Here is a 19,730-nt window from a genome sequence, read left to right as displayed (position 1 = left end):
TCCGGATTCTGCCGAGACTTCTCCCCCGGGCATGGTCCCCAAACGGGGGTCGGGGTGTGCGAGGATAAGTCAGGAAATCGCGAGGCCGTCGCCCCGCAGTCAGGGGCGGCATGCATCCGAATACCGTCGTCGCCCAGGCGCCCCGGCGTGCCCCGCGCCGCGGACGGCGCTGAACCCGTGTTCGACGGCGAGCCAGTCCCCGTCATCAACCCCGACCGCGGCTCCGAGACCCGGTGGGCGACCGACACTCCCATGTCCGTTCGGCTGCAGCGGCCCCTTGTGCCCGCCGGCATCGGCCTTATCGCGTACGGGACGCCGGATGGAAGGGTCCTGGGCGCCAACCTCACCGCGACCAGCCAGTTGCACCTGGTCTGGGACGATCAGCTCGGACGTACTCCCGAGGCGCAGAATTGGAATCCCATCGACGAGTGGGGCGCCCCGATCGCCCTGCACGATCTGCCGGCTTTGTCAGCCATGCGCACGGGAGCGCCGATAGCAGAAACCCTGGTCGGACTCTTTGTTCCCGGCGATGACACCAACCCGGCTCGTCTGGCCTGGTTCAGGATGTCGGGGACACCGGTCGTCGACGACGCCGGTGCGACCGTGGGCGCCTTCGCCCTTCTGGACGAGGTGACCGACACGGCTGAGGGCAGGACGGCGACCAACACCGTGCTCGCCGGGTACCGCGCCCTCGCCGACAACGTGACCGACTTCGTGCTGCGCACCGACCTCGACGGCCTCGTGTCCTGGGCCTCCCCCTCGACGGCCCGGGCGATCGGCTGGGCCCGCGACGCCCTCGTCGGGAACCCACTGTCCTGGCTCTGGCCGACGGGCCAGCAAGCCGATGCCGCGACGTTCGCCGACCTGGTCGCCCACGGGGCGAAGGCGCACGGCCGCATTCGCGTGCTCTGCACGGACGGGTCCGACCAATGGTTCTTCCAGTCGTCGAGCCCCGCTCTTGCGCCGGACGGCGCCGTCGTCGGTGCCATCCATGACTTCACGGCCATCGGCGCACTCGTGGCGGCCGAGCAGTCGGCGCGGACCGACCGGAGGATCCTGCAGGCGTCTTTGGACGGTCTCGGCGACCCATACGTCCTCGTTCAGGCGGTACGCAACAGCCGCGGGACCATCATCGATTTTCTGGTCGACGAGGCCAATCCGGCGGCCTGCGCCTTCCACCGGATGCCCGCGGGGCAGATCATCGGCGGCTCGCTGCTCAACCCCATGCCGGCGGCGATCTCCGGGGCGATCGGCGATCTCTGTTCGGAGGTCCTCGAGCAGGGCGTGCCGTGTCATCGCGACGGCTTCCGGGCGACGTCACCTCACGGCGACCGGCCGGACCGATGGTATGACTTCCACGCCGCCCCTGTCAGTGACCGTGTGTCCGTGATCTGGCGGGACGTGACGGAGCAGCACCTCGCCGTCCAGGCGCTCCTGGATTCGGAGCAGCGCTACCGGCTGCTCGCCGAGAACGCCTCCGACGTCGTGCTCATGGTCGACTCCGCCGACCGGTATGTCTGGGCTTCGCCCTCCCTTGAGGAGGCGCTGGGCTGGAAACACACTGACCTGCTGAACCGGACGTCCGCCGAATTCGTGCATCCCGACGACATCCCTGGCGTGCTGGCAGCCCGCGCCCAACAGAACGATGGAGTGCGGCGCCATAGTCCGTTCCGGGTTCGGCGCAGCGATGGCACTTATCGCTGGGTCTCGACCGTGACACGTGACCTGCACGACGCGGCAGGCCAGACCACCGGCCGGGTGATCTCCCTGCGCGACGTGCACGAGGAGACCGTCGCGCGGCAGTCCCTCGAGAAGTCCGTTGAGCTGTTCCGGGCCGTGCTGACGTCGTCGACGACGGGCATGATCCTCTGCGACCTCAGCGGACGCATCCAGGTCGTGAACGAGGCTTTGTGCACCATGCTCCTCCGCGACGAAGCCTGGCTTCTCGCCAGGCGCACAGACGAGCTGGTGCACCCGGACGACCGGGAGACCGTGATCGCGGCGCGCGCGCTCACGATCGCCACGCCGGCTCAGACGCCCTTCAGGGAGCTGCGCCTGGTCAGGGCCGACGGGGCGATCATCTGGGCGCGCCGGACCGCGTCGGTGATCCGGACCAGCTCGGGCGAACCGGAACGTTTGGTCGTTCAGCTCGAAGACGTCACGGCCGAGCACGAGTCTCGCGAGGAACTGCTGTTCCAGGCGCACAACGACCGGCTGACCGGGATGCACAACCGGGAATGGATCCTTCACGCGCTCGAGCACGACCTCGAGGAATCCCGGGATTCGGGACTGGCCGTCGGCGTGCTGTTCATCGACCTCGACAACTTCAAGCTCGTCAACGACTCGCTCGGCCATGTCGCCGGCGACGAGGTGCTCGCCGTGATCGCCGACCGGATCGCGTCAGCCATGCTCCCCCACGACCGGGTCGGACGCTTCGGCGGCGATGAATTCGTCGTCGTCGTTCCGAACGCGTCCGAGCCGGCGGATGTCGAACGTGTCGCGGAGAACATCACCGCCGCGCTCAGCACCGAACTCTCGATCCACGGCCACCGGATCATCCCCACGGTGTCGATGGGAATCGCCCTCTCAACAGTCGGGTCCACGGCGGCCAGTCTCCTTCGGGACACCGACTCCGCTCTCTTCCGGGCCAAGAAATCGGGCAGGGCCCGGTGGCAGTTCTTCGACGACACGATGCACTCCCAGGCGATGGAGCGGCTCACCATCGAAGACGAGATTCGCATCTCGCTGCAGAAGGGCGATTTCGTCGTCTACTACCAGCCGATCGTCGCTCTCCTCGATCGCTCCACCGTGGGCTATGAGGCGCTCGTCCGCTGGCAGCACCCCGGACGCGGACTTCTCGCGCCGGCCGAGTTCCTCCCGATCGCCGAGGAATCCCGGCTCGTCCTCGGAATCGATCGGTACGTGCTCGACCAGGTCTGTTCTGTCCTGGCCGCGGATCCCAACGGTACGACGACGATCAGCGTCAACGTGTCCGCGGTCGATCTGGCCCACGAGTCCTGGGCCGAGACCTTCACGTCGACCCTCCGAACCCACGGCGTCGATCCGTCCCGACTCATAGTCGAGGTGACCGAAACGGCCGTGCTGTCGCTGCGGCCCTCGACCACGGGCAGCCTCGACGCGGTCCGCGATCTCGGCATCGGCCTGCACCTCGACGATTTCGGCACCGGATTCTCCCCCATCTCACTGCTGCGCGATCTCCCGGTCACGGGCCTCAAGCTCGACGCGAGCTTCGTCGCCGGCCTCGGCGACGACAACCGCGGCGCCGACGCGCTGGCGGCCGGCCTCGCGGGACTCGTTGCACACCTGAAGCTCACGGGTGTCGCCGAGGGCATCGAGACGGAGACGCAGGCGCAGACCCTTTTGGCGCAGGGTTGGCTGCACGGGCAGGGCTATCTGTTCGGGCGTCCGGCGCCCTGGCCACGACAGGACCGGACGGCCCGGTAACGCGAGCGCCCCGGGCAGCTAGCCGATCCGGGACAAGCCGATGAGGACCATGTCTGCACTGTCACCGTTCAGGCAGGTCTGAAAAACGAGGTCGTGGCCAGGCGGAACGTCGCTGACCATCGCGGTGCCTGCGCTCAGGGTCCCGATCACCCCGGTCACCCGGTAGACGCCGGCGTCGATGCCGGCGAGGCGGACCTGCGCCCCGGTCCACCGGGGAAAGAGTTCTCCGCCGCAGCCCCAATGCTCGACCAGCATCGGCGTGCCGTACCAGGCCGTCGTGTCCACGAGTCCGGAGCACAGGTCGATCTCGGGCTGCCGGCCGGTGAGCGTGACGGTGGAGGCGAAGTCGTCGCCCGTCGACGACGGAGGCCGGACCGCGGCTGCACCCTGGTCGACGATCGCCGGGGAGGCGAGCACGTCGACGCTCAGCTCGATCCCGGAGCCATCCGGGTTGTCCAGGCCGTCGGCCGCCGCTGTGGAGCCGGGGACGACCCCGGCTGTCACGGTCACAACGGACGCCGTTTCTGCCGACGTCGCGGTCAGGTTCCGGGAGGCTCCGAAGACACAGACGGCGGAGATGAGCGCCGTCGCGACACAGAAGCCACCGACGATGAGGACCCGGGCCCGAACCGACGGGCTGCTGTCGTTCTGCGCATCGTTCGTGGGGTGACTCCGGTCTCGGATGCCGGCGTGCCGTGCGGCATCCGGTCGGCGCCACGGACCAGCGAAGCCCCACCGAAACCAGTGCGTGTTCACCGATCGATCAGGCTTCGTTCACCCGTTGTTCACCTTATCAACATAGACCGTTAACCGTTTGGCGGGCGTTGACCACGCCCGCAAGAATCGGGCAGGACACCCGAGTGCCGGATCAGCGGATGAGCCCGGCCTGACGCGCGGCCGCAACGGCCGCCGTGCGACTCGTCACACTCAGCTTGGGAAAGACGTGCGCGAGATGCGACTTGACGGTGGTCTCGCTCAGGTGCAGGAGGCGGGCGATGTCCCCGTTGCTGTGGCCGTCCGCGACCAGCGACAGGACCTCCAGTTCGCGGATGCTCAACGCGGACTGGGCCTCGCGCACCCGCGCCAGCAGCCGGGTGGCGACGGCGGGCGCAAGCGCTGACTGACCGGCGGCCGCGGCGATCACCGCGGCGATGAGGTCGTCCGGCGGGGTGTCCTTCAAGAGGTAACCCGCGGCACCGCTCTCGATCGCGGTGATGATGTCGCTTTCGGCGTCGTAATTCGTGAGGACCAGGACGGCAGGCGCGTCGTCCATCGACCGGATGCGACGTGTCGCCGCAGCGCCTTCGAATCGTCCCTGGAACTGCAGGTCCATCAGCACGACATCCGGCCGAAGCCGCTCGGCGTCAGCGATGGCGTCCTCGGTCGTCCCGACAGCGCCGACGACATCGATCGACGCCTCCAGTTCGAACAGGGCCGTCAGGCCGCTGCGCATGATCGGATGGTCATCCGCGATGAGCACCCGGATCGTCATCGGGAAACCTCGAAACTCGCCACGACACTGGTGCCGTGGCCGGGACGGTTCTGGGCGATCAACGCACTTTCGACCGTGAGCGTGCCGCCCAGTTCCGTGACCCGCTCACGCATGGCCTGCAGCCCGAAGCCGCTGCGCAGCCTTGTCGCGGACTCCACAGACGCCGTGACGAGGTCTGGTCCGGACTCGGTGACGAAACCGGACCCGTCGTCGACGACGTCCAGGATGATCTCCGAGTCGAGCCGGCTCAGGGTGACGTCGATGCGTTCCGCCCGGGCATGCTGCACGGCATTGGCGAGCGCACCCTGCGCGATCCGGAGCAGGGCGGTTTCGACCCGGGTGGGAAGAAGTCCGATCTCCCCCGATACCGTGAGCCTGACCGGAATTCCGCTGGCCGCATCCGTCTCGGCGGCCAGCCGTCGGAGGGCCTCGATCAGGGTGGACTGGCGCAAGGCGGGCGGGGACAGTTCGTCGATGAAGGACCGGGTTTCCCCGAGCGCCTGCGAGGCGGCATCCCTGGCCTGTGCCAGCCGGGACCGCACAACATCGCCGGAATCGACCGAGCGCTCGGCGGCGTGCAGCAACAGCACGATGCTGGAGAGGCTCTGGGACACCGTGTCGTGGATCTCGCGGGCCAGCCGGCCGCGTTCATCGAGTACTCCGGCGGCCCGCTCGGCCGCCGCGAGCTGGGTTCGGGTGTCCTGCAGCTCAGTGATCAGCCGGTCCCGTTCCCGGGCTTCCCTGGTGAGGGACCGGTACGCGAGCCCGATCACCACGGCGACCAGGGCACCGATCACGGGGCCGATCACACCACCCGCGCTGAATCCACGATGCACGCCGAAGGCGACGATCGCGATCCCGGTCGCGAGGGCGACCGCTGCGGGGCCCGTCCAGCCGGGGAGCAGATGCAGGTAGATGAAGAAGAGCGGGAAGAGCAGGTAGATCGACTCCGGACTGAAGGCCATGAGGACGACCCACTCGAGGCTCAGGGCGGCCGTCCAGGCCAGGGCCCACCCGGGCGGGGAACGGCGCGGGAGGGTGGAGGCGACCAGCGTGCCCATGGCATAGGTTCCGAGCAGCACGGCGGCAAGGCAGATGATGACGACCGCCGCGGGCATCCCCGCCTGCCCGGCCATCGCGACCACGAACACGACGAGGCCCAGCACCAACAGGTGCAGGCTCACCCGCAGGCCCAGGAAGACGGAGTCGAGTCCCGAGCCGTGCGCGGTCATGGCGTTGCTTCTCTCACTCGACGATCACCCATCCACCGTACGGGGAATCCACCGGTACGGCATCCTTCGAAAGGTGTAGCGGATGCTCCGCCCTTCGTGCCCGAAGGACCGTTCCGGTGCACGATGACCGGGCGTTCCCTTCCCGGCAGAGTGGTCAGTGGCGGGCACGAGCTCACCATCTGCAGCCGGTCCCGTGGCGGGACCGCCGTGACAAGGAGTCTTCTGTGTTCGTAGCATGGCGCGATCTGAGATTCGCCAGGGGGCGGTTCGTCCTCATCGGGGCGGTCGTGACCCTGATCACCCTGCTGGTCGGATTCCTCTCCGGCCTGACCGGTGGTCTGGCCGACCAGAACATCTCGGCCATCACCGGCCTCAGCGCCGATCGCATCGTGTTCTCCGCCCCGGTCGCGGACACGGAGCGGAGCTTCGCCGATTCCGCGGTGACCGCGGCGGATGCGCGCGGGTGGAGCGAGCGGGACGGAGTGCGGGACGTGCATCCCCTGGGGATCAGCCAGCAGCGGGTGTCGGTCGGCGACAACCAGGCCGCCGTCGCCCTGTTCGGCAGCGAATCCGGGTTCGGCTCCGGCAGCGCGCTGTTGAGTGGGCACCTGACATTCCCCCGGACGGCCGCGACGAAGCTCGGCGTGCACGTGGGCGACTCGGTCACCCTGATGGGCTCAGGGTTCGTCGTCGACCGGGTGACCGACGACACCTGGTATTCGCACACGCCCGTCGTCTGGCTGCCGCTCACCGACTGGCAGGGGCTCGCGTCCGCGACCGGCAGCGCAGGCGCATACGCCACCGTCCTCGCCGTGAGCGGTTCGAGCATCGACTGGGCGGCCGCGGACGCTGCGACCGGCACCTCGTCGGCAGGTGTCCTGCAATCGCTGACGGCGCTGTCGGCATTCCGTTCGGAAATCGGCTCCCTGCTCCTGATGGTCGCCATGCTGTTCGGCATTTCCGCGCTCGTGGTGGGTGCGTTCTTCACCGTCTGGAGCATCCAGCGCCAACCGGACGTCGCCGTCCTGAAGGCGCTCGGCGCATCCAACCGGATGCTCGTCGGCGACGCCCTGGGACAGGCCGCCCTCGTCCTCGTCACGGGTGTCGGGCTCGGCATCGCGCTGACGGCGCTCCTCGGAGCGCTGGCCGGCACGGCGTTGCCCTTCGTGATCAGCCCCCTGACGACCCTCCTGCCCGGTGCGGCGATGATCGCGCTGGGCCTCGCCGGCGCGGCCTTCGCCCTCCGTTCCGTCACCACCGCCGACCCCCTCACCGCCCTCGGGAGCAACCGATGATCAGCCTGGACAACATCACCCTGACCTTCCCGGACGGCGACACGAGGGTCACCGCGGTCGACAGCGTGAGCCTCACGGTCGAACGCGGTTCCGTGGTCGGGATCACCGGCCCGTCCGGCTCCGGGAAGTCGAGCCTGCTCGCCGTGGCCTCCACTCTGATCAGCCCGGACAGCGGGACCCTGCGCATCGGCGACGTGGATGCGACGGCCCTGTCGCTGACGGACCGGGCACAGCTGCGTCGCGAGAGCATCGGCATCATCTTCCAGCAGTCGAACCTGATCCCCTCCTTGACCGCGGAAGAGCAGCTCGTCGTGATGGGGGAACTGGATGGGCCGCGCCGCGGCCGCGGGGCCCGCAACGCCGCACGGGTGCGGGCCCGGGAGCTTCTGGACGCGGTCGGCCTGGCCGATCACCGCTCCAAGCACCCGGCTCAGCTCTCGGGAGGCCAGCGCCAGCGGGTGAACATCGCCAGGGCGCTGATGAACGAGCCGAGCGCACTGGTCGTCGACGAGCCCACCAGCGCCTTGGACCAGGAGCGCGGTTCGAGCATCCTCGCCCTGATCCTGCGGCTGACGACGGAGTTCGATACCGCCACGATCTTCGTCACCCACGACCAGCGGCTGCTGCCGCTGATGAGCTCGGTGCACTCGATGGTCGACGGCACGCTCACGACGCGGTGAACGCGCGGGATCGCTACCAGGTCGCGTCCCCGCGGATGATCACATCCGAGCCGCCGTCGATGAAGATGACCTGCCCGCACAGGTGGGCGTTCTCCTCGCCGGCGAGCCAGGCCAGGAGGTAGGCGACCGAGCGCGGTTCGAAGATCCCGTTGAGGGGCATCGGAACCATGGTGGCCATCTCCTCGCGCTGTTGCGGCGTCGCGATCATGTCCGAGGTCATCGGAGTGTCCACGACCCCGGGTGCGATCGCGTTCAGGGGAATCGAGGCGCCGGCCCAGGCATCCGTTGCCGCGTTCCGGCGGATCCACCGGGCCAGGGCGCGCTTGGTCGTGCCGTAGATCAGGGCCCCCTGTTCCGCTCCGCCCGCCTCGAGCTCAGCGGCGCGGGCCAGGGCATCCGCTTCGTTGCCGGCGAGGAGTGCGGCGAGCAGAATCTCGTCCGGCGGGAAGAGCGACGCCATCGAGGCGACCGCGACGGCGCGCGGGGCGGCCGAGCGGGCCAGCAGGGGGCGCAGGCCCTCGAGCGTCGCGATGGTTCCGAAGTAGTTCACGGCAACGGTCGTGGCCGTCGGCGAAGCCAGACCGGCAACGGCGAGGACGGCGTCGATGGAGCCGCCGCTCAACTCGCTCACCTGCTCGACGAGGGAGGCGCGCCCCGCCGCGGTGGACAGGTCGACGACCACGTCCGCATCGTGAACGTCGACACCGATGACGATTTCGCCGCGCTCGATGAGCAATTCCCTGGTCGCCTTCCCGATGCCGCTAGCCGAGCCGGTCACAACGGAGATACGGGGCATGAGAGCGACCTTTCGACGGTGAATCGGGCACGGTGTCCTCGATGCATGGTGCCCCCACGACCGGGAGCGCACAAGGGCGCCCGGACCACGGTTCTGCGCGGCCCGCCCACCGTCGACGGTCGGTGTGCCCGTCACCGTCGTCGATAATGGAAAGGGTGACTCACCTCCAGAACACCGCCGACATCCGCCTGATCGTCTCGGACATGGATGGCACTCTCCTCGATGATTCCGGACGGGTGCCCGATGACTTCTGGCCGGTCCTGGAATCCCTGCTCCGTGCCGGAGTGATGTTCTCCCCCGCCAGCGGACGCCAGTACCAGACCCTGAGGGAGACCTTCGGCGAACGCGCGGGACTCGTGTTCATCGCGGAGAACGGCACGAACGTCGTGCGCGACGGCGTCAGCATCGCGCTGGAACCCGTCGTGTTGTCCGTCATCCCCGCCATCGTCGAGTGGGTGCGCACCGCAGCCGCCACCGGCTCCGATGTGGGCATCGTCGTGTGCGGGGTGCGAACGGCGTACATCGAGCGCACCGACGCCGAGTTCTTCGCCAAGGTCAAGCCGTACTACGAGGCCCTCGCGACCGTCGACGACGTCCTCACCGCGTCCTCCGACGACGAGGTGGTGAAACTCGCGATCTATGATTTCGCCTCGGCGGAGCAGCACACCGGGCCGGCCCTGCGCGGCCTCGGCCTCGAGGCCGACGTCGTGGTCTCCGGTGAGCACTGGGTCGACGTGATGCGCCCCGGTGTCAACAAGGGGAAAGCGCTCATCCGTCTCCAGAACGAACTCGGGATCAGCAGGGAGCAGACCATGGCGTTCGGCGACTACCTCAACGACGCCGAGATGCTCGACGCCGCCGGGGAGTCCTATGCAATGGCCAACGCGCACCCCAGCATCCGTGCCCGTGCCCGCCACCTCGCGCCGTCGAACGACGACGACGGCGTCGTCACCAGCATCCTCGCCGCCTTCCCCGGCCTGCTGCTGGACGCCCGGTGATGTGACGCCCTCGCCGGCCGGGTCCCCCGGGGCCCGGCCGGCGCGACGAGCGACTACTTCAGGATGCGGATGAGCTTGCGGTTCGCGAACTCCGCGATGCCGAAGCGTCCCATTTCGCGGCCGAAGCCGGAGCGCTTCACGCCGCCGAAGGGCAGTTCCGGGCTGTCCAGAAGCGAGCCGTTGATGAACACCATGCCGGCCTCAATCTGGTCGGCGACACGCAGCGCCTGCTCCGGGTCGGTCGTGAAGAGATACGAACCGAGGCCGTACGGGATGTCATTGGCGACCTGCACCGCCTCGTCCTCGTCCTGCACACGGTAGATCGCGGCGACCGGGCCGAAGAACTCTTCGCGGTAGGCGTCGCTGTCCGGGGAGACCCCGGTCAGCACCGTCGGGGAGAAGAACGCACCCGTGCGGATGCCGCGGGCCACGACGGTGGCCCCCTGGGCCTCTGCCCGTCCGAGCTGTTCCTCGAGGTTCTCCGCTGCCCCGAGGGAGGAGAGCGGTCCGAGAGTCGTTTCCGGCGAGGTGGGGTCGGCGGGGACATTGCCGGTCATCTTCGCGGTGAAACTCTCCACGAACGCGTCGAAGAGTCCGTCGATGACGATGAAGCGCTTGGCGGCGTTGCAGGACTGTCCGGAGTTGTCCAGTCGGGCGGCGACGGCGGCGTCGACGGCTTCCTCGAGGTCGTCCGTGCTGAGCAGGATGAACGGGTCGGATCCGCCCAGTTCGAGCACGACCTTCTTGAGGTTGCGGCCGGCGACCTCGGCGACGGCCGCCCCGGCGCCCTCCGACCCGGTCAGGGACACCCCGTGCACCCGGGGATCGGCGATGATGTCGGAGATCTGGGCGTTGGACGCGTAGAGGTTCCGGTATGCGCCGGCGGGGAACCCGGCATCCGTGAAGATCTCCTCGATGGCGGCAGCGGATTCGGGGCACTGCGAGGCGTGCTTGAGCAGGATGGTGTTGCCGAGCACGAGGTTCGGGCCGGCGAACCGGGCGACCTGGTAGTAGGGGAAGTTCCACGGCATGATGCCGAGGAGCACCCCGAGGGACGCGCTGCGCATGAACGCCGAGCCCTCGCCGCCGAGCAGTTCGATCGGTTCATCGGCGAGGAACGCCTCACCGTGGGTCGCGTAGTAGGAGTAGATGTCGGCGGAGAAGTCGACCTCGCCGAGGGCCTGCTCGACGGGCTTGCCCATTTCGCGCACGATGAGCTCGGCCAGGTGCTCACGGCGCTCGGTGTGCAGGTCGGCGACGCGCTGCATGAGTGCCGCGCGCTCGGCGACGGATGTGCGGCGCGAGAACTCGGAATGGGCGCGGTCCGCCGCCCCGATCGCGTTCAAAACCTCGTCATCGGTCGCCAGCGCGAAGCTGGGGCCGGTCGTCCCCGTTGCGGGGTTGGTGACAACGTACTTGTTCATGAATTCTCCCTGGGTGTCCTCGTTAACGCCGAACGCACTCGCAGCATACCTGCCCGGGCGGGACGAACGAGGCCGGGCTATTCTGTCATCTCCATTCCGACGATTCCTTGAAGGAGATCCCCCTTGCCGTACTTCACCACATCCGACGGAACCGAGATCTACTACACCGACCAGGGCACCGGGAAGCCGGTCATCCTCAGCCACGGCTGGCCGCTCTCGTCCGACGCTTGGCAGGTCGAGGTGAAACTGCTCGCCGACAACGGGTACCGCGCCATCGCACACGACCGCCGTGGGCACGGCCGTTCGGCGAAGACGTATACCGGAAACGACATGGACACGTATGCGCGCGACCTGGCCGAACTCGTCGAGTCGCTCGACCTGAACGACCTCGCCGTGATCGGCCATTCCACCGGCGGCGGCGAAGTGGTGCGCTACGCCGCTCAGCACGGCGTCGGCCGGGTGACCAAGGTGATCACCGCCGGTGCGGTGCCGCCGCTCATGCTGCAGACCGCGGCCAACCCGGACGGCCTTTCGATCGAGGTGTTCGACGGCATCCGTGCGGGTGTCTTGAGTGATTCGTCCCAGTTCTACATCGAACTGACCGAGGCGTTCTTCGGGGCCAACCGGCCCGGAAGCGCCGTCTCGGAGGGCGCCAAGCGCGAATTCTGGCGCCAGGGCATGCTCGTGAACCTCGCGGCGGCGTACGACTGCGTCACGGCGTTCTCGGAGACCGACTTCACCGAAGACCTCAGGGCGCTCGACGTGCCGATCTTCATCGCCCACGGCGACGACGACCAGATCGTTCCGATCAACGATGCCGCACTGAAGTCGATCGAGCTGGTCAGGCACGGCACCCTCAAGGTGTATCCGGGAGCACCGCACGGCATCTCCGGCGCCTACCAGGCAGAGCTCGACCAGGACATCCTCGCCTTCCTCGCGACCTAGTCCGACACGAACGGTGTGAGCGGGCACCGGCCGGGAGTTAGGCTCGGCTCGTGCCCGTCACCCTGGAACCCCTGTCCCCCAAACGATTTCCGAAGTGGCTGCGCCGCAGCGCGGAGGAGTACGCGTCCGATCTGATCAGCCTCGGCCGCTCCCCCGCCGAAGCCCACCGGCTGGCCACGCACAGTCTGGCGGAGTCCTTTCCCGGCGGACAGCCGGCATCCGGTCAGTACGTGTTCGACGTGCACGACGGCCCCGGCCGCCCGGTCGGCTACCTCTGGATCGGCCGCGCCCAGGGCGAGGACGATTCGGCCTGGTGGGTCTGGGACATCTCCATCAACGAGGAGGAACGCGGCAAGGGGCTCGGTCGGGAGACCATGATCCTTGCGGAACGGTTCGCGAAGTCCCACGGCGCCCGGACCCTCGGCCTGAGCGTCTTCGGCTTCAACACGGTTGCGCGGCGACTGTACGAGACGCTGGACTACGAGACCACGTCGATCAAGATGCTGAAGAACCTCGGCTGAGTCGCCCGCTCACTCCGAGGCGCCCGTCTCCGGGAGAAGCGGCAGGGTGCGCACGCTGTCGAAGTGGCGCGGATGCCCGTCGATCGGATCGGTGAAGCTCACCGCGCTCGCCAGGAGCTGCAGTGGCCGGGAGAAGTCGTCGATGGCCACGTCCCGGTCCACCGGGTAGAGCGGGTCGTCGGTGATCGGGATACCAAGACCCAACATGTGCAGGCGCAGCTGGTGGGTGCGTCCCGTGCTCGGCGTCAGCCGGTAGACGGCCCCGTCGCCGAGGAGCGTCTCCAGCTCGATCAGGGACTCGGCGTTGACCGGGGCGTCTGCCACGACCTCGCCCTGCCACTGGCCGCGGCGGGTGGCGAGATGATTGCGCACCGTCACGGGGAACGCCAGGTCCTGGCGCGCCGGGGCCAGCGCGCGGTAGGTCTTGCCGACCTCGCCGCGCTGGAACATCGACTGGTACGCCCCGCGCCAGCGACGTTCGGTCGCGAGCACCAGGACGCCGGAGGTCACCCGGTCGAGCCGGTGCAGCGGTGAGAGCTCGGGCAGCCCGAGCTCGGCGCGCAGCCGTACGACCACGCTCTGCAGCACATGCCTGCCGCGCGGGATCGTGGAGAGGAACGCCGGCTTGTCGACCACGACGAGTCGCTCGTCGCGGTGGATCACGTGCACGGTCCCGGGGACAACCGCCTCCTCGGCGAGGTCGCGATGGAACCAGACGAAGGTGTGCGGCTGGTAACTGTCGCTGCCCGCGACCGGCGTTCCCGTCGCGTAGGCGAAGCGCTCTCCGGCCAGGAATCCCGGCACGTCGACGAACTCCGGCAACCGCTCGCCCAGCCAGGCGCCCATCGTCGGCCACGGCTGCGGCCGGGCGGGATCAAGCTCCGGGGTGCAGACCCAGGCGGCGTCGAGGCCGTGACGTTGCGGGAGGGGCGAACGCGGGGGCATCCACTGATCGTACGTCGCGACGGGCCGCGAGCAGCCGCTTCGGTCGGGTCGGGGGGGCGAACTAGGCGTCCGGCGACTTCCCGGCAGCTCGATTCAGGGCACGCAGGTGGCGAGCCGCGTTGGCGGCTGCAGCCACGGAGAGCACGAGCGGAACGCAGCCGACGACGAAACCCTGCACGAGCAGGGCAACGCCCCAGCCGGCGACGACCGCGGCGACACCGAGGAGCGCCCACCAGGAGGTCACCGCAGTGCGTCTCTCGTCCATGGCTTCAGTGTGGCAGAGTCAAGATCGGAATAGTCAGAACAACGGCCACGGGACCGCGGGCATCTGGCCGCGCGGGGCGGGGAACCGGGCGACGGAGCGCAACCGGTCACAGCGGTCGGCGAGGGCCGCGACCTCGGCGGCGGTGAGCAGCCCCGCGAGCGTGTCGCCGAGCGCGCCGGTGAGCCCGGAACGCACGCGGTCGATCCCGTCGAGCTCTTCGGCGGTGAGCTCATCGCCCAGCCAGCCCCAGAGCACGGTGCGCAGCTTGTGCTCGACGTGAAAGGTGAGACCGTGGTCGACGCCGTGGCGGTGCCCGCCCGGCATCGCGAGAATGTGGTTGCCCTTGCGGTCGGCATTGTTCACGACGATGTCGAACACGGCCATCCGGCGCAGCGCCACTGAGTCTTCGTGGACGAGCGTGATCGCCCGGTCCTGCTCGTCACGACCGTCGAAGACCCGGCGCCAGCCCGCGCCGGGCCCGACTTCCCAGGGGACCAGGGCGACGGCGTCCTGTTCGGGGTCCGGGTCCTGCCACAGCTGCACCATCCCCGGGCCCATCGGACCGTCACGCAGCCAGGTCCGGGGTACGACGTTCCACCCGAAGGCCTCGGACACCCGGTATGCCGCAACCTCCCGGTTGGCGAGGGTCCCGTCGGGGAAGTCCCAGAGCGGATGCTCGCCGGCGACGGGCTTGTAGACCACCGGGACGCCGCCGAGGCTGCCGAGGAAGGTCGCGTTCGATGCGGTCGTGATCCGGCCCCTGAGCTCGAGTTCAGCGTGATCGAGTTCAGCGTGCTCGAGTTCACCCGGCTCGAGCTCGCCGGAGCCCGGCATCATCAGGGCTCGTCGCGCAACACGCAGTCATGCCCGTCCGGGTCGATGGGATCACCGCACAGCGGGCACAGGGGGCGCCCTGCGCCGACAACTTCGTGGGTGCGCTTAGCGAAGGCCCTCGCCGTGCCGACCGGAATCCGCAGCAACAGCATCTGCTCGGGGTCGACAGTGGCGGCATCGACGACGTCGAGAAGGTCGTCCCCGATGTCGTCCTCGTCGACCACTACGATCGGGAACGCCTCGATCACAATCTGCACGGTCGAGGGGTCCCAGCCCAAGGTCATGGTTCCGGTGCGGAAGTCTTCCTCGACGGGTTGCTCGAGCGGTTCGTTGTCGACGAGCTCCACGGGTGTCGAGGTCGGGACGCTGAACGGGTTGCCCTCTGTGGACATCAGCTGGTCGAGGATCTCGTCGATGCTGTCGGCGAGGAGCGCCGACTGCTGCTTCTCCAGAGCGATGCTGACGATCTGGGCTCCGCTGCGCACCTGCAGGTAGAACGTGCGCGACCCCGGTTGGCCGACGGTACCGACGACGACCCGGTCCGGCCAGTCGAACTCATGCAGGATTGTAGGCATGGGGATATTTTAGGCTCCGGAATCCCGTGGCCGCTGAGTGCCGGCGCCACCTCCGACCGGCGCGTCGGCCACCCGGCCGGCCGCCGCAAGCCAGGACAGGTCCCCGGCGTCGGTGTTGATCGCGTGGACACTCGGGCGCTGCGGCCCGTAGCGCACGATCGATACGGAGGCCGGACCCACGTTGATCCGCTGGAACAGGTCCAGGTGCATCCCGAGTGCGTCGGCGAGCACGGACTTGATGATGTCGCCGTGGCTCACCGCGACCCACACCGCACCGGGACCGTGCTCGGCCTCGAAGATCGCATCGTGGCGGCGGATGGCCGCGACCGACCGCGCCTGCATGGCGGCCATTGATTCGCCGCCGGGAAAGACGACCGAAGAGGGGTGCGTCTGCACCACCGGCCAGAGCGGCTCCTGGGCAAGGGCGATGAGGGTACGGCCCTGCCAGTCGCCGTAGTCGCACTCCGTGATGTCCTCGTCCACGGGAGTCGCGGGAGCGCCGCCCTGGAGGTCGAGGATCAGTTGGGAGGTCTCCCGACACCGCTGCAGCGGGCTCGAAACCACGCCGACCAGCGGCACGACGGAGAGCCGTTCGCCGGCGTTCGCGGCCTGGGCGAGCCCGAGCGTGTCGAGGCCGACCCCGAGAGATCGACCAGCCAGGAGTCCGTCGGCATTCGCGGTGGTGCGGCCGTGCCGCACGAGGATGACTGTGGCCATGCGTACAGCCTAGGGAGTCGGCGAGTCGCCGAACGCACCCGGGCGGGGTACCGGGATCTAGACGACGAGCCTCATGAGGATCGATGGCCCGAATCGCGTGTCGCCGACACCGACGGTGGTGAAACCACAGGCGTGGTAGAAGGCTTCGGCGTGCGGGTTCCCGATGACATGGAGTGCTGATGAGCCGGCTATCGCCGTGAAGGTCGCCGCGTATTCGACAAGTTGCCTTCCCACGCCCGACCGCCAAACGGTCGGCTCGACGAACAGTCCGTCGAGCTCCCAATCCCCGTCCGCGCGAGGAAACACTGCGGCGAACCCGATGTCCCGGTCATTGTCCACCGCCACGAAGACCCACCCATTGGTGAGCTGTTCGAGGGGAATGCTCACGGTATCCGGGTGCGCGAGGATGGCATCCCTGTCCCCCGGATTGGCCAGCGAGGCCCGCATCTGCAACGCTTCGAGCGCTCCGACCTCACCCGGGAGCGCGACCCTGATCTCGATCACGTCAGTGATGATAGTCGGGCGAGGCCAGAACGAGGTGCAGGCTGTCCCTCTGACCGGATCTGTCTCAGCTCAGCCGGGCCAGGGCCGACCGGAACGCGTCGATCGCGTGAGCGTTGAACAGTACGAACGTGACGACATCCACGGCCGTGGAGCTCGCGGCCACCGTCTCGACGGCGATACGCGCCGCATCATCCATCGGCCAGCCGTAGACGCCGGCGCTCACGGCGGGAAAGGTCACGCGGCGGGCACCGAGTTCGTCGGCGACCCGCAGCGACTCGGCATAGCAGGAGACGAGCAGGTCCGATTGGTCGAGGGCTCTCGACCAGATCGGGCCGACGGTGTGGATGACCCACCGGGCGGGGAGGAGCCCCGCCGTGGTCGCGACGGCGGCGCCGGTCGGCAGCCCGTCCGGAAGTGTCGTGGCACGCAACCGGCGACATTCCTCGAGGATGGTCGGGCCACCGGCCCGGTGGATCGCGCCGTCCACTCCCCCGCCCCCGAGCAGTGTGTGATTCGCGGCGTTGACGATCGCGTCCGCGGGCAGCGCCGTGATGTCTCCTCTGACCAGCTCGATGAGTGCCATGATCCGACGTTACCAACCTCGCGCACGGCAAACGCACGAGGCGGATGCTGCCGGAGCTACGCCAGCGTCGGCTGCAACAGCCCCTCGAGGCGCTGGTAGCTGGTCTCCATTCCGCCGGTCATGCCGGTGGCCAGCACCGCGTCGCGCTGCTCCGCATTGGCGTAGGTTATGACGAGTGAGAGCAGGGTTCCGCCCTCGACTTCCGTGAGGGTCAGCTCGTTGAGCGTCGCCGGGAAGTCCATCCCGATCATCGCCTCTGTCGTGACTGCGCGGCGCGGTTCGACGGACTCGAGGAGCTCACCGGTGAAGCCGAATCGCTCCTCACCGCCGTCGCGCTGCCACTCGTAGCGGTAGCTCTCGCCGACGACCGTCGCGATCTCACACACGGGCATCGACCAGCCGTCCGGCCCCAGGAGCCACCGCTTCATCAGGGCGGCATCGTTGTGGGCCCGCCAGACCTGGTCGACGGTGCCGCGGATCACCCGCGCCACCCGCACCTGGGTGTCGCTGAGAATCTGCGCCTCCGCCAGGTGGTCGGCGGCGAAGGACGCAAGATCGGCAAGCACCTGGTCGATCTGGGCCATCGCCTGGCGGGTGCCTTCGAGCATCCCCATCTCGATGAGCTGCTGCATCTGGTCGAGGGATGCGAAGTACGACGTCGTCCTCAGGCGGCTGCCACCGGCCGTCTCCTCGAAGGCGAAGTCCACTCGGGTGGTGGGGAGGTCGGGGTTCGGCACGCCCGCCGCATCCGAGAAGCGGTCGAGCACTTCAAACGCGTGGGGAGCGTCGGTCGAGGTCCAGTCCCAGCAGCCGTAGTGCGTATCGCCCTCCGGCCCGGTCATCGCATACACGCTGCGTCCCCCGGTCAGAGCGTCGTGCCGGTAGAACGTGGCCGGATAGGTCGGCGGGCCCCAGAACCGTTCGATCTGGCGCGGATCCGTGTACGCATCCCAGAGCCGGCGGACGGGCACCGGGAAGTCGGCGACGATCGTGATCGTGAGCTGGTCGAGGTCTTTCTCGACGGAGGTGACGGGCATGATGATCCTTTCGGTTAGGTGTCAGGTGGAGCCGGAGCGTCTTCAGCGAGCAGGCTGTCGAGGCGTTCGATGCGCGAACGCCAGAGCTCTTCAAAGTGGTCGAGCAGACGCTGGGCCTGGTGAATGCGAACGAGGTTTCCCCGCACCATCCGCTCACGGCCCCGCGCTGCCTTCGTCACGAGATGGGCCTCCTCCAGCACGGCAATGTGTTTCTGCACGGCCGCGAAGGACATCTCGTAGGAGTCCGCCAACTGCGACACCGAGATATCAGTGACCAGCGTTCGGCGCACGATATCCCGCCGCGTCGCGTCCGCGAGTGCACGGAAGAGGCGGTTCACGTCCTGTTCAGAAAGCTCTAATACAACCATTTGATTGTATGTTACCCAACGAATACCCGTCATACAAGAGGTTGCGCGAAGTCACCACGCGCGCCCGGGCCCCACACCGCCGGCCGTCGGCGCCGCGGCCGGCGGTCCCGACGGCGATACGCGATGCATCGTCCATCTGCCAGCCGGAGACGGCGGCGCCCGCCGGGAAGGTCACCCGGCGGGCACCGAGCAGATCAGCGGTTGCTTCCCCTGACGGCGCGAAAGACCCACCCGATGATCGCGACAATCAGCAGGACAGCACCAACCCAGAGCAGGAACTGGAGGGCTTGTACAAAACCACCCACCACCAGCAAGACAACCGCGATGATGGCGACGATGACAAAGAGATTCATATGTTGCTCCCTTGACGTGCTAGAAAAACGGAGCTGCCGGGGTCTGGGGCAACCAGCGCCGTGCGCATGAGTGGTTCGCACACGATGCCATGATCCAGCCTACTCACAGGCATCCACGCCGCAGGAGCCCTGAACGGTAGCCAACCACGGCCGAGTCAACGAGACTGGAGGTAAGCCACAAACCGAGAAAAAGGAACCTTCACCATGACTCGCAGCGACATCGGCCCCCACCCGGACTCCTTCGACCTGGAAACCGCCACCACCGAGAACACGAACTATCGAACCGTGGCCTGGAGTGGCAAGTATTTGCAGGTCACCCTGATGTGCATCCCTGTCGGAGAGTCCATCGGACTTGAAATGCACCCCGATACCGACCAGTTCCTGCGTCTCGACGCGGGCACCGGGAAGGCACAGATGGGGCCGGAGAAGGACAACCTCGTTTTCGAGCAGGACGTTTCTGACGGCTGGTGCATCCTCGTCCCCGCGGGCACCTGGCACAACGTCACCAATACCGGTGACGGACCCATGAACCTCTACGTCATCTACGCACCGGTCCACCACGCCGCCGGGAACATCCACACAACGGCCGCCGACGCCGCGGTCGACGAAGAAGCCGGAGCGGACACTCCGCCCACCTGGACACAGCAACCCGCCTCGTCCCGCCCCGACGAGGAAGCAAGCTCCTAGTCACTCTCCTGAGC

At 68.2% G+C, this 19,730-nt stretch carries 22 protein-coding genes; 7 read left to right on the top strand and 15 right to left on the bottom strand.

Going from position 1 to position 19,730, the window contains the following annotated elements; genetic code table 11:
* The first annotated feature begins 147 nt into the window (after positions 1-147).
* Positions 148-3,465, top strand: a complete 3,318-nt coding sequence (locus E3O44_RS17520; RefSeq protein WP_134536199.1) for an EAL domain-containing protein — start codon at positions 148-150, stop codon at positions 3,463-3,465.
* A gap of 18 nt (positions 3,466-3,483) precedes the next feature.
* On the opposite strand, the gene E3O44_RS17515 is transcribed toward E3O44_RS17520, so the two are convergent.
* The 3 genes from E3O44_RS17515 to E3O44_RS17505 form a co-directional block, all read right to left on the bottom strand.
* Positions 3,484-4,221 carry a hypothetical protein gene (locus tag E3O44_RS17515; RefSeq protein WP_134536197.1) on the bottom strand — a complete coding sequence of 246 codons (738 nt, stop codon included), beginning with the start codon at positions 4,219-4,221 and terminating at the stop codon, positions 3,484-3,486.
* A 112-nt stretch (positions 4,222-4,333) separates the two neighbouring features.
* Positions 4,334-4,957 carry a response regulator gene (locus tag E3O44_RS17510; protein WP_134536195.1) on the bottom strand — a complete coding sequence of 208 codons (624 nt, stop codon included), beginning with the start codon at positions 4,955-4,957 and terminating at the stop codon, positions 4,334-4,336.
* Positions 4,954-6,189: a sensor histidine kinase gene (locus E3O44_RS17505; RefSeq protein WP_134536193.1), complete on the bottom strand. Its 1,236-nt coding sequence runs from the start codon at positions 6,187-6,189 to the stop codon at positions 4,954-4,956. The genes E3O44_RS17510 and E3O44_RS17505 overlap by 4 nt, the downstream gene beginning before the upstream one ends.
* A 224-nt stretch (positions 6,190-6,413) precedes the next feature.
* Between E3O44_RS17505 and E3O44_RS17500 the strand changes: the two genes are divergently transcribed.
* Complete coding sequence (locus E3O44_RS17500; protein ID WP_134536191.1) at positions 6,414-7,484, top strand: ABC transporter permease; 1,071 nt, start codon at positions 6,414-6,416, stop codon at positions 7,482-7,484.
* Positions 7,481-8,164 (top strand): ABC transporter ATP-binding protein, encoded by a 684-nt coding sequence (locus E3O44_RS17495; protein ID WP_134536189.1) that lies wholly within the window; start codon positions 7,481-7,483, stop codon positions 8,162-8,164. The genes E3O44_RS17500 and E3O44_RS17495 overlap by 4 nt, the downstream gene beginning before the upstream one ends.
* 13 nt (positions 8,165-8,177) lie before the next feature.
* Here E3O44_RS17495 and E3O44_RS17490 read toward each other — a convergent pair whose 3' ends face one another.
* The gene (locus E3O44_RS17490; protein WP_134536188.1) at positions 8,178-8,960 is read right to left on the bottom strand and encodes an SDR family oxidoreductase; all 783 of its coding nucleotides are present in this window, start codon (positions 8,958-8,960) and stop codon (positions 8,178-8,180) included.
* A gap of 146 nt (positions 8,961-9,106) precedes the next feature.
* Between E3O44_RS17490 and E3O44_RS17485 the strand changes: the two genes are divergently transcribed.
* A complete protein-coding gene (locus tag E3O44_RS17485; RefSeq protein ID WP_134536186.1) occupies positions 9,107-9,958 on the top strand; it encodes a Cof-type HAD-IIB family hydrolase in 852 nt (283 codons plus the stop codon).
* A 53-nt stretch (positions 9,959-10,011) separates the two neighbouring features.
* Here the strand turns inward: E3O44_RS17485 and E3O44_RS17480 are convergent, their stop codons facing one another.
* Complete coding sequence (locus tag E3O44_RS17480; protein ID WP_134536184.1) at positions 10,012-11,382, bottom strand: NAD-dependent succinate-semialdehyde dehydrogenase; 1,371 nt, start codon at positions 11,380-11,382, stop codon at positions 10,012-10,014.
* 123 nt (positions 11,383-11,505) lie between these two features.
* Here E3O44_RS17480 and E3O44_RS17475 point away from each other — a divergent pair, with 123 nt between their 5' ends.
* Both E3O44_RS17475 and E3O44_RS17470 read left to right on the top strand, forming a co-directional pair.
* On the top strand, positions 11,506-12,327 hold the full coding sequence (locus E3O44_RS17475; RefSeq protein ID WP_134536182.1) for an alpha/beta fold hydrolase: 822 nt from the start codon (positions 11,506-11,508) through the stop codon (positions 12,325-12,327).
* Positions 12,328-12,377: 50 nt separating this feature from the next.
* Positions 12,378-12,848 carry a GNAT family N-acetyltransferase gene (locus E3O44_RS17470; RefSeq protein ID WP_134536180.1) on the top strand — a complete coding sequence of 157 codons (471 nt, stop codon included), beginning with the start codon at positions 12,378-12,380 and terminating at the stop codon, positions 12,846-12,848.
* 9 nt (positions 12,849-12,857) lie between these two features.
* Here the strand turns inward: E3O44_RS17470 and E3O44_RS17465 are convergent, their stop codons facing one another.
* From E3O44_RS17465 to E3O44_RS19345, 10 genes are all read right to left on the bottom strand, one after another.
* Positions 12,858-13,793, bottom strand: a complete 936-nt coding sequence (locus E3O44_RS17465; protein ID WP_134536178.1) for a pseudouridine synthase — start codon at positions 13,791-13,793, stop codon at positions 12,858-12,860.
* A 61-nt stretch (positions 13,794-13,854) separates the two neighbouring features.
* Positions 13,855-14,058: a hypothetical protein gene (locus tag E3O44_RS17460; protein ID WP_134536176.1), complete on the bottom strand. Its 204-nt coding sequence runs from the start codon at positions 14,056-14,058 to the stop codon at positions 13,855-13,857.
* A gap of 33 nt (positions 14,059-14,091) precedes the next feature.
* Positions 14,092-14,892, bottom strand: a complete 801-nt coding sequence (locus tag E3O44_RS17455; protein ID WP_134536554.1) for an SCO1664 family protein — start codon at positions 14,890-14,892, stop codon at positions 14,092-14,094.
* Positions 14,893-14,894: 2 nt separating this feature from the next.
* Positions 14,895-15,467: a DUF3090 domain-containing protein gene (locus tag E3O44_RS17450; protein ID WP_134536174.1), complete on the bottom strand. Its 573-nt coding sequence runs from the start codon at positions 15,465-15,467 to the stop codon at positions 14,895-14,897.
* A gap of 9 nt (positions 15,468-15,476) precedes the next feature.
* Complete coding sequence (locus E3O44_RS17445) at positions 15,477-16,184, bottom strand: histidine phosphatase family protein (protein WP_134536172.1); 708 nt, start codon at positions 16,182-16,184, stop codon at positions 15,477-15,479.
* 57 nt (positions 16,185-16,241) lie between these two features.
* On the bottom strand, positions 16,242-16,688 hold the full coding sequence (locus E3O44_RS17440; protein ID WP_198416000.1) for a GNAT family N-acetyltransferase: 447 nt from the start codon (positions 16,686-16,688) through the stop codon (positions 16,242-16,244).
* Positions 16,689-16,752: 64 nt separating this feature from the next.
* A complete protein-coding gene (locus E3O44_RS17435; RefSeq protein ID WP_134536170.1) occupies positions 16,753-17,271 on the bottom strand; it encodes an O-acetyl-ADP-ribose deacetylase in 519 nt (172 codons plus the stop codon).
* A 56-nt stretch (positions 17,272-17,327) separates the two neighbouring features.
* Entirely contained in the window at positions 17,328-18,308 is a 981-nt protein-coding gene (locus E3O44_RS17430; RefSeq protein ID WP_134536168.1) for an SRPBCC family protein, read from the bottom strand.
* A 14-nt stretch (positions 18,309-18,322) separates the two neighbouring features.
* Positions 18,323-18,676, bottom strand: a complete 354-nt coding sequence (locus tag E3O44_RS17425) for an ArsR/SmtB family transcription factor (RefSeq protein ID WP_134536166.1) — start codon at positions 18,674-18,676, stop codon at positions 18,323-18,325.
* 194 nt (positions 18,677-18,870) lie between these two features.
* Positions 18,871-19,029, bottom strand: a complete 159-nt coding sequence (locus E3O44_RS19345; RefSeq protein ID WP_166792707.1) for a hypothetical protein — start codon at positions 19,027-19,029, stop codon at positions 18,871-18,873.
* Between the two features lie 204 nt (positions 19,030-19,233).
* Between E3O44_RS19345 and E3O44_RS17415 the strand changes: the two genes are divergently transcribed.
* Positions 19,234-19,716 (top strand): cupin domain-containing protein, encoded by a 483-nt coding sequence (locus tag E3O44_RS17415; protein ID WP_134536164.1) that lies wholly within the window; start codon positions 19,234-19,236, stop codon positions 19,714-19,716.
* Positions 19,717-19,730 lie beyond the last annotated feature (14 nt).

The sequence above is a fragment of the Cryobacterium algoricola genome, from assembly GCF_004402485.1.
GTDB classification, from domain to species: domain Bacteria; phylum Actinomycetota; class Actinomycetes; order Actinomycetales; family Microbacteriaceae; genus Cryobacterium; species Cryobacterium algoricola.
This window is presented reverse-complemented; position numbering and strand designations above follow the sequence as displayed.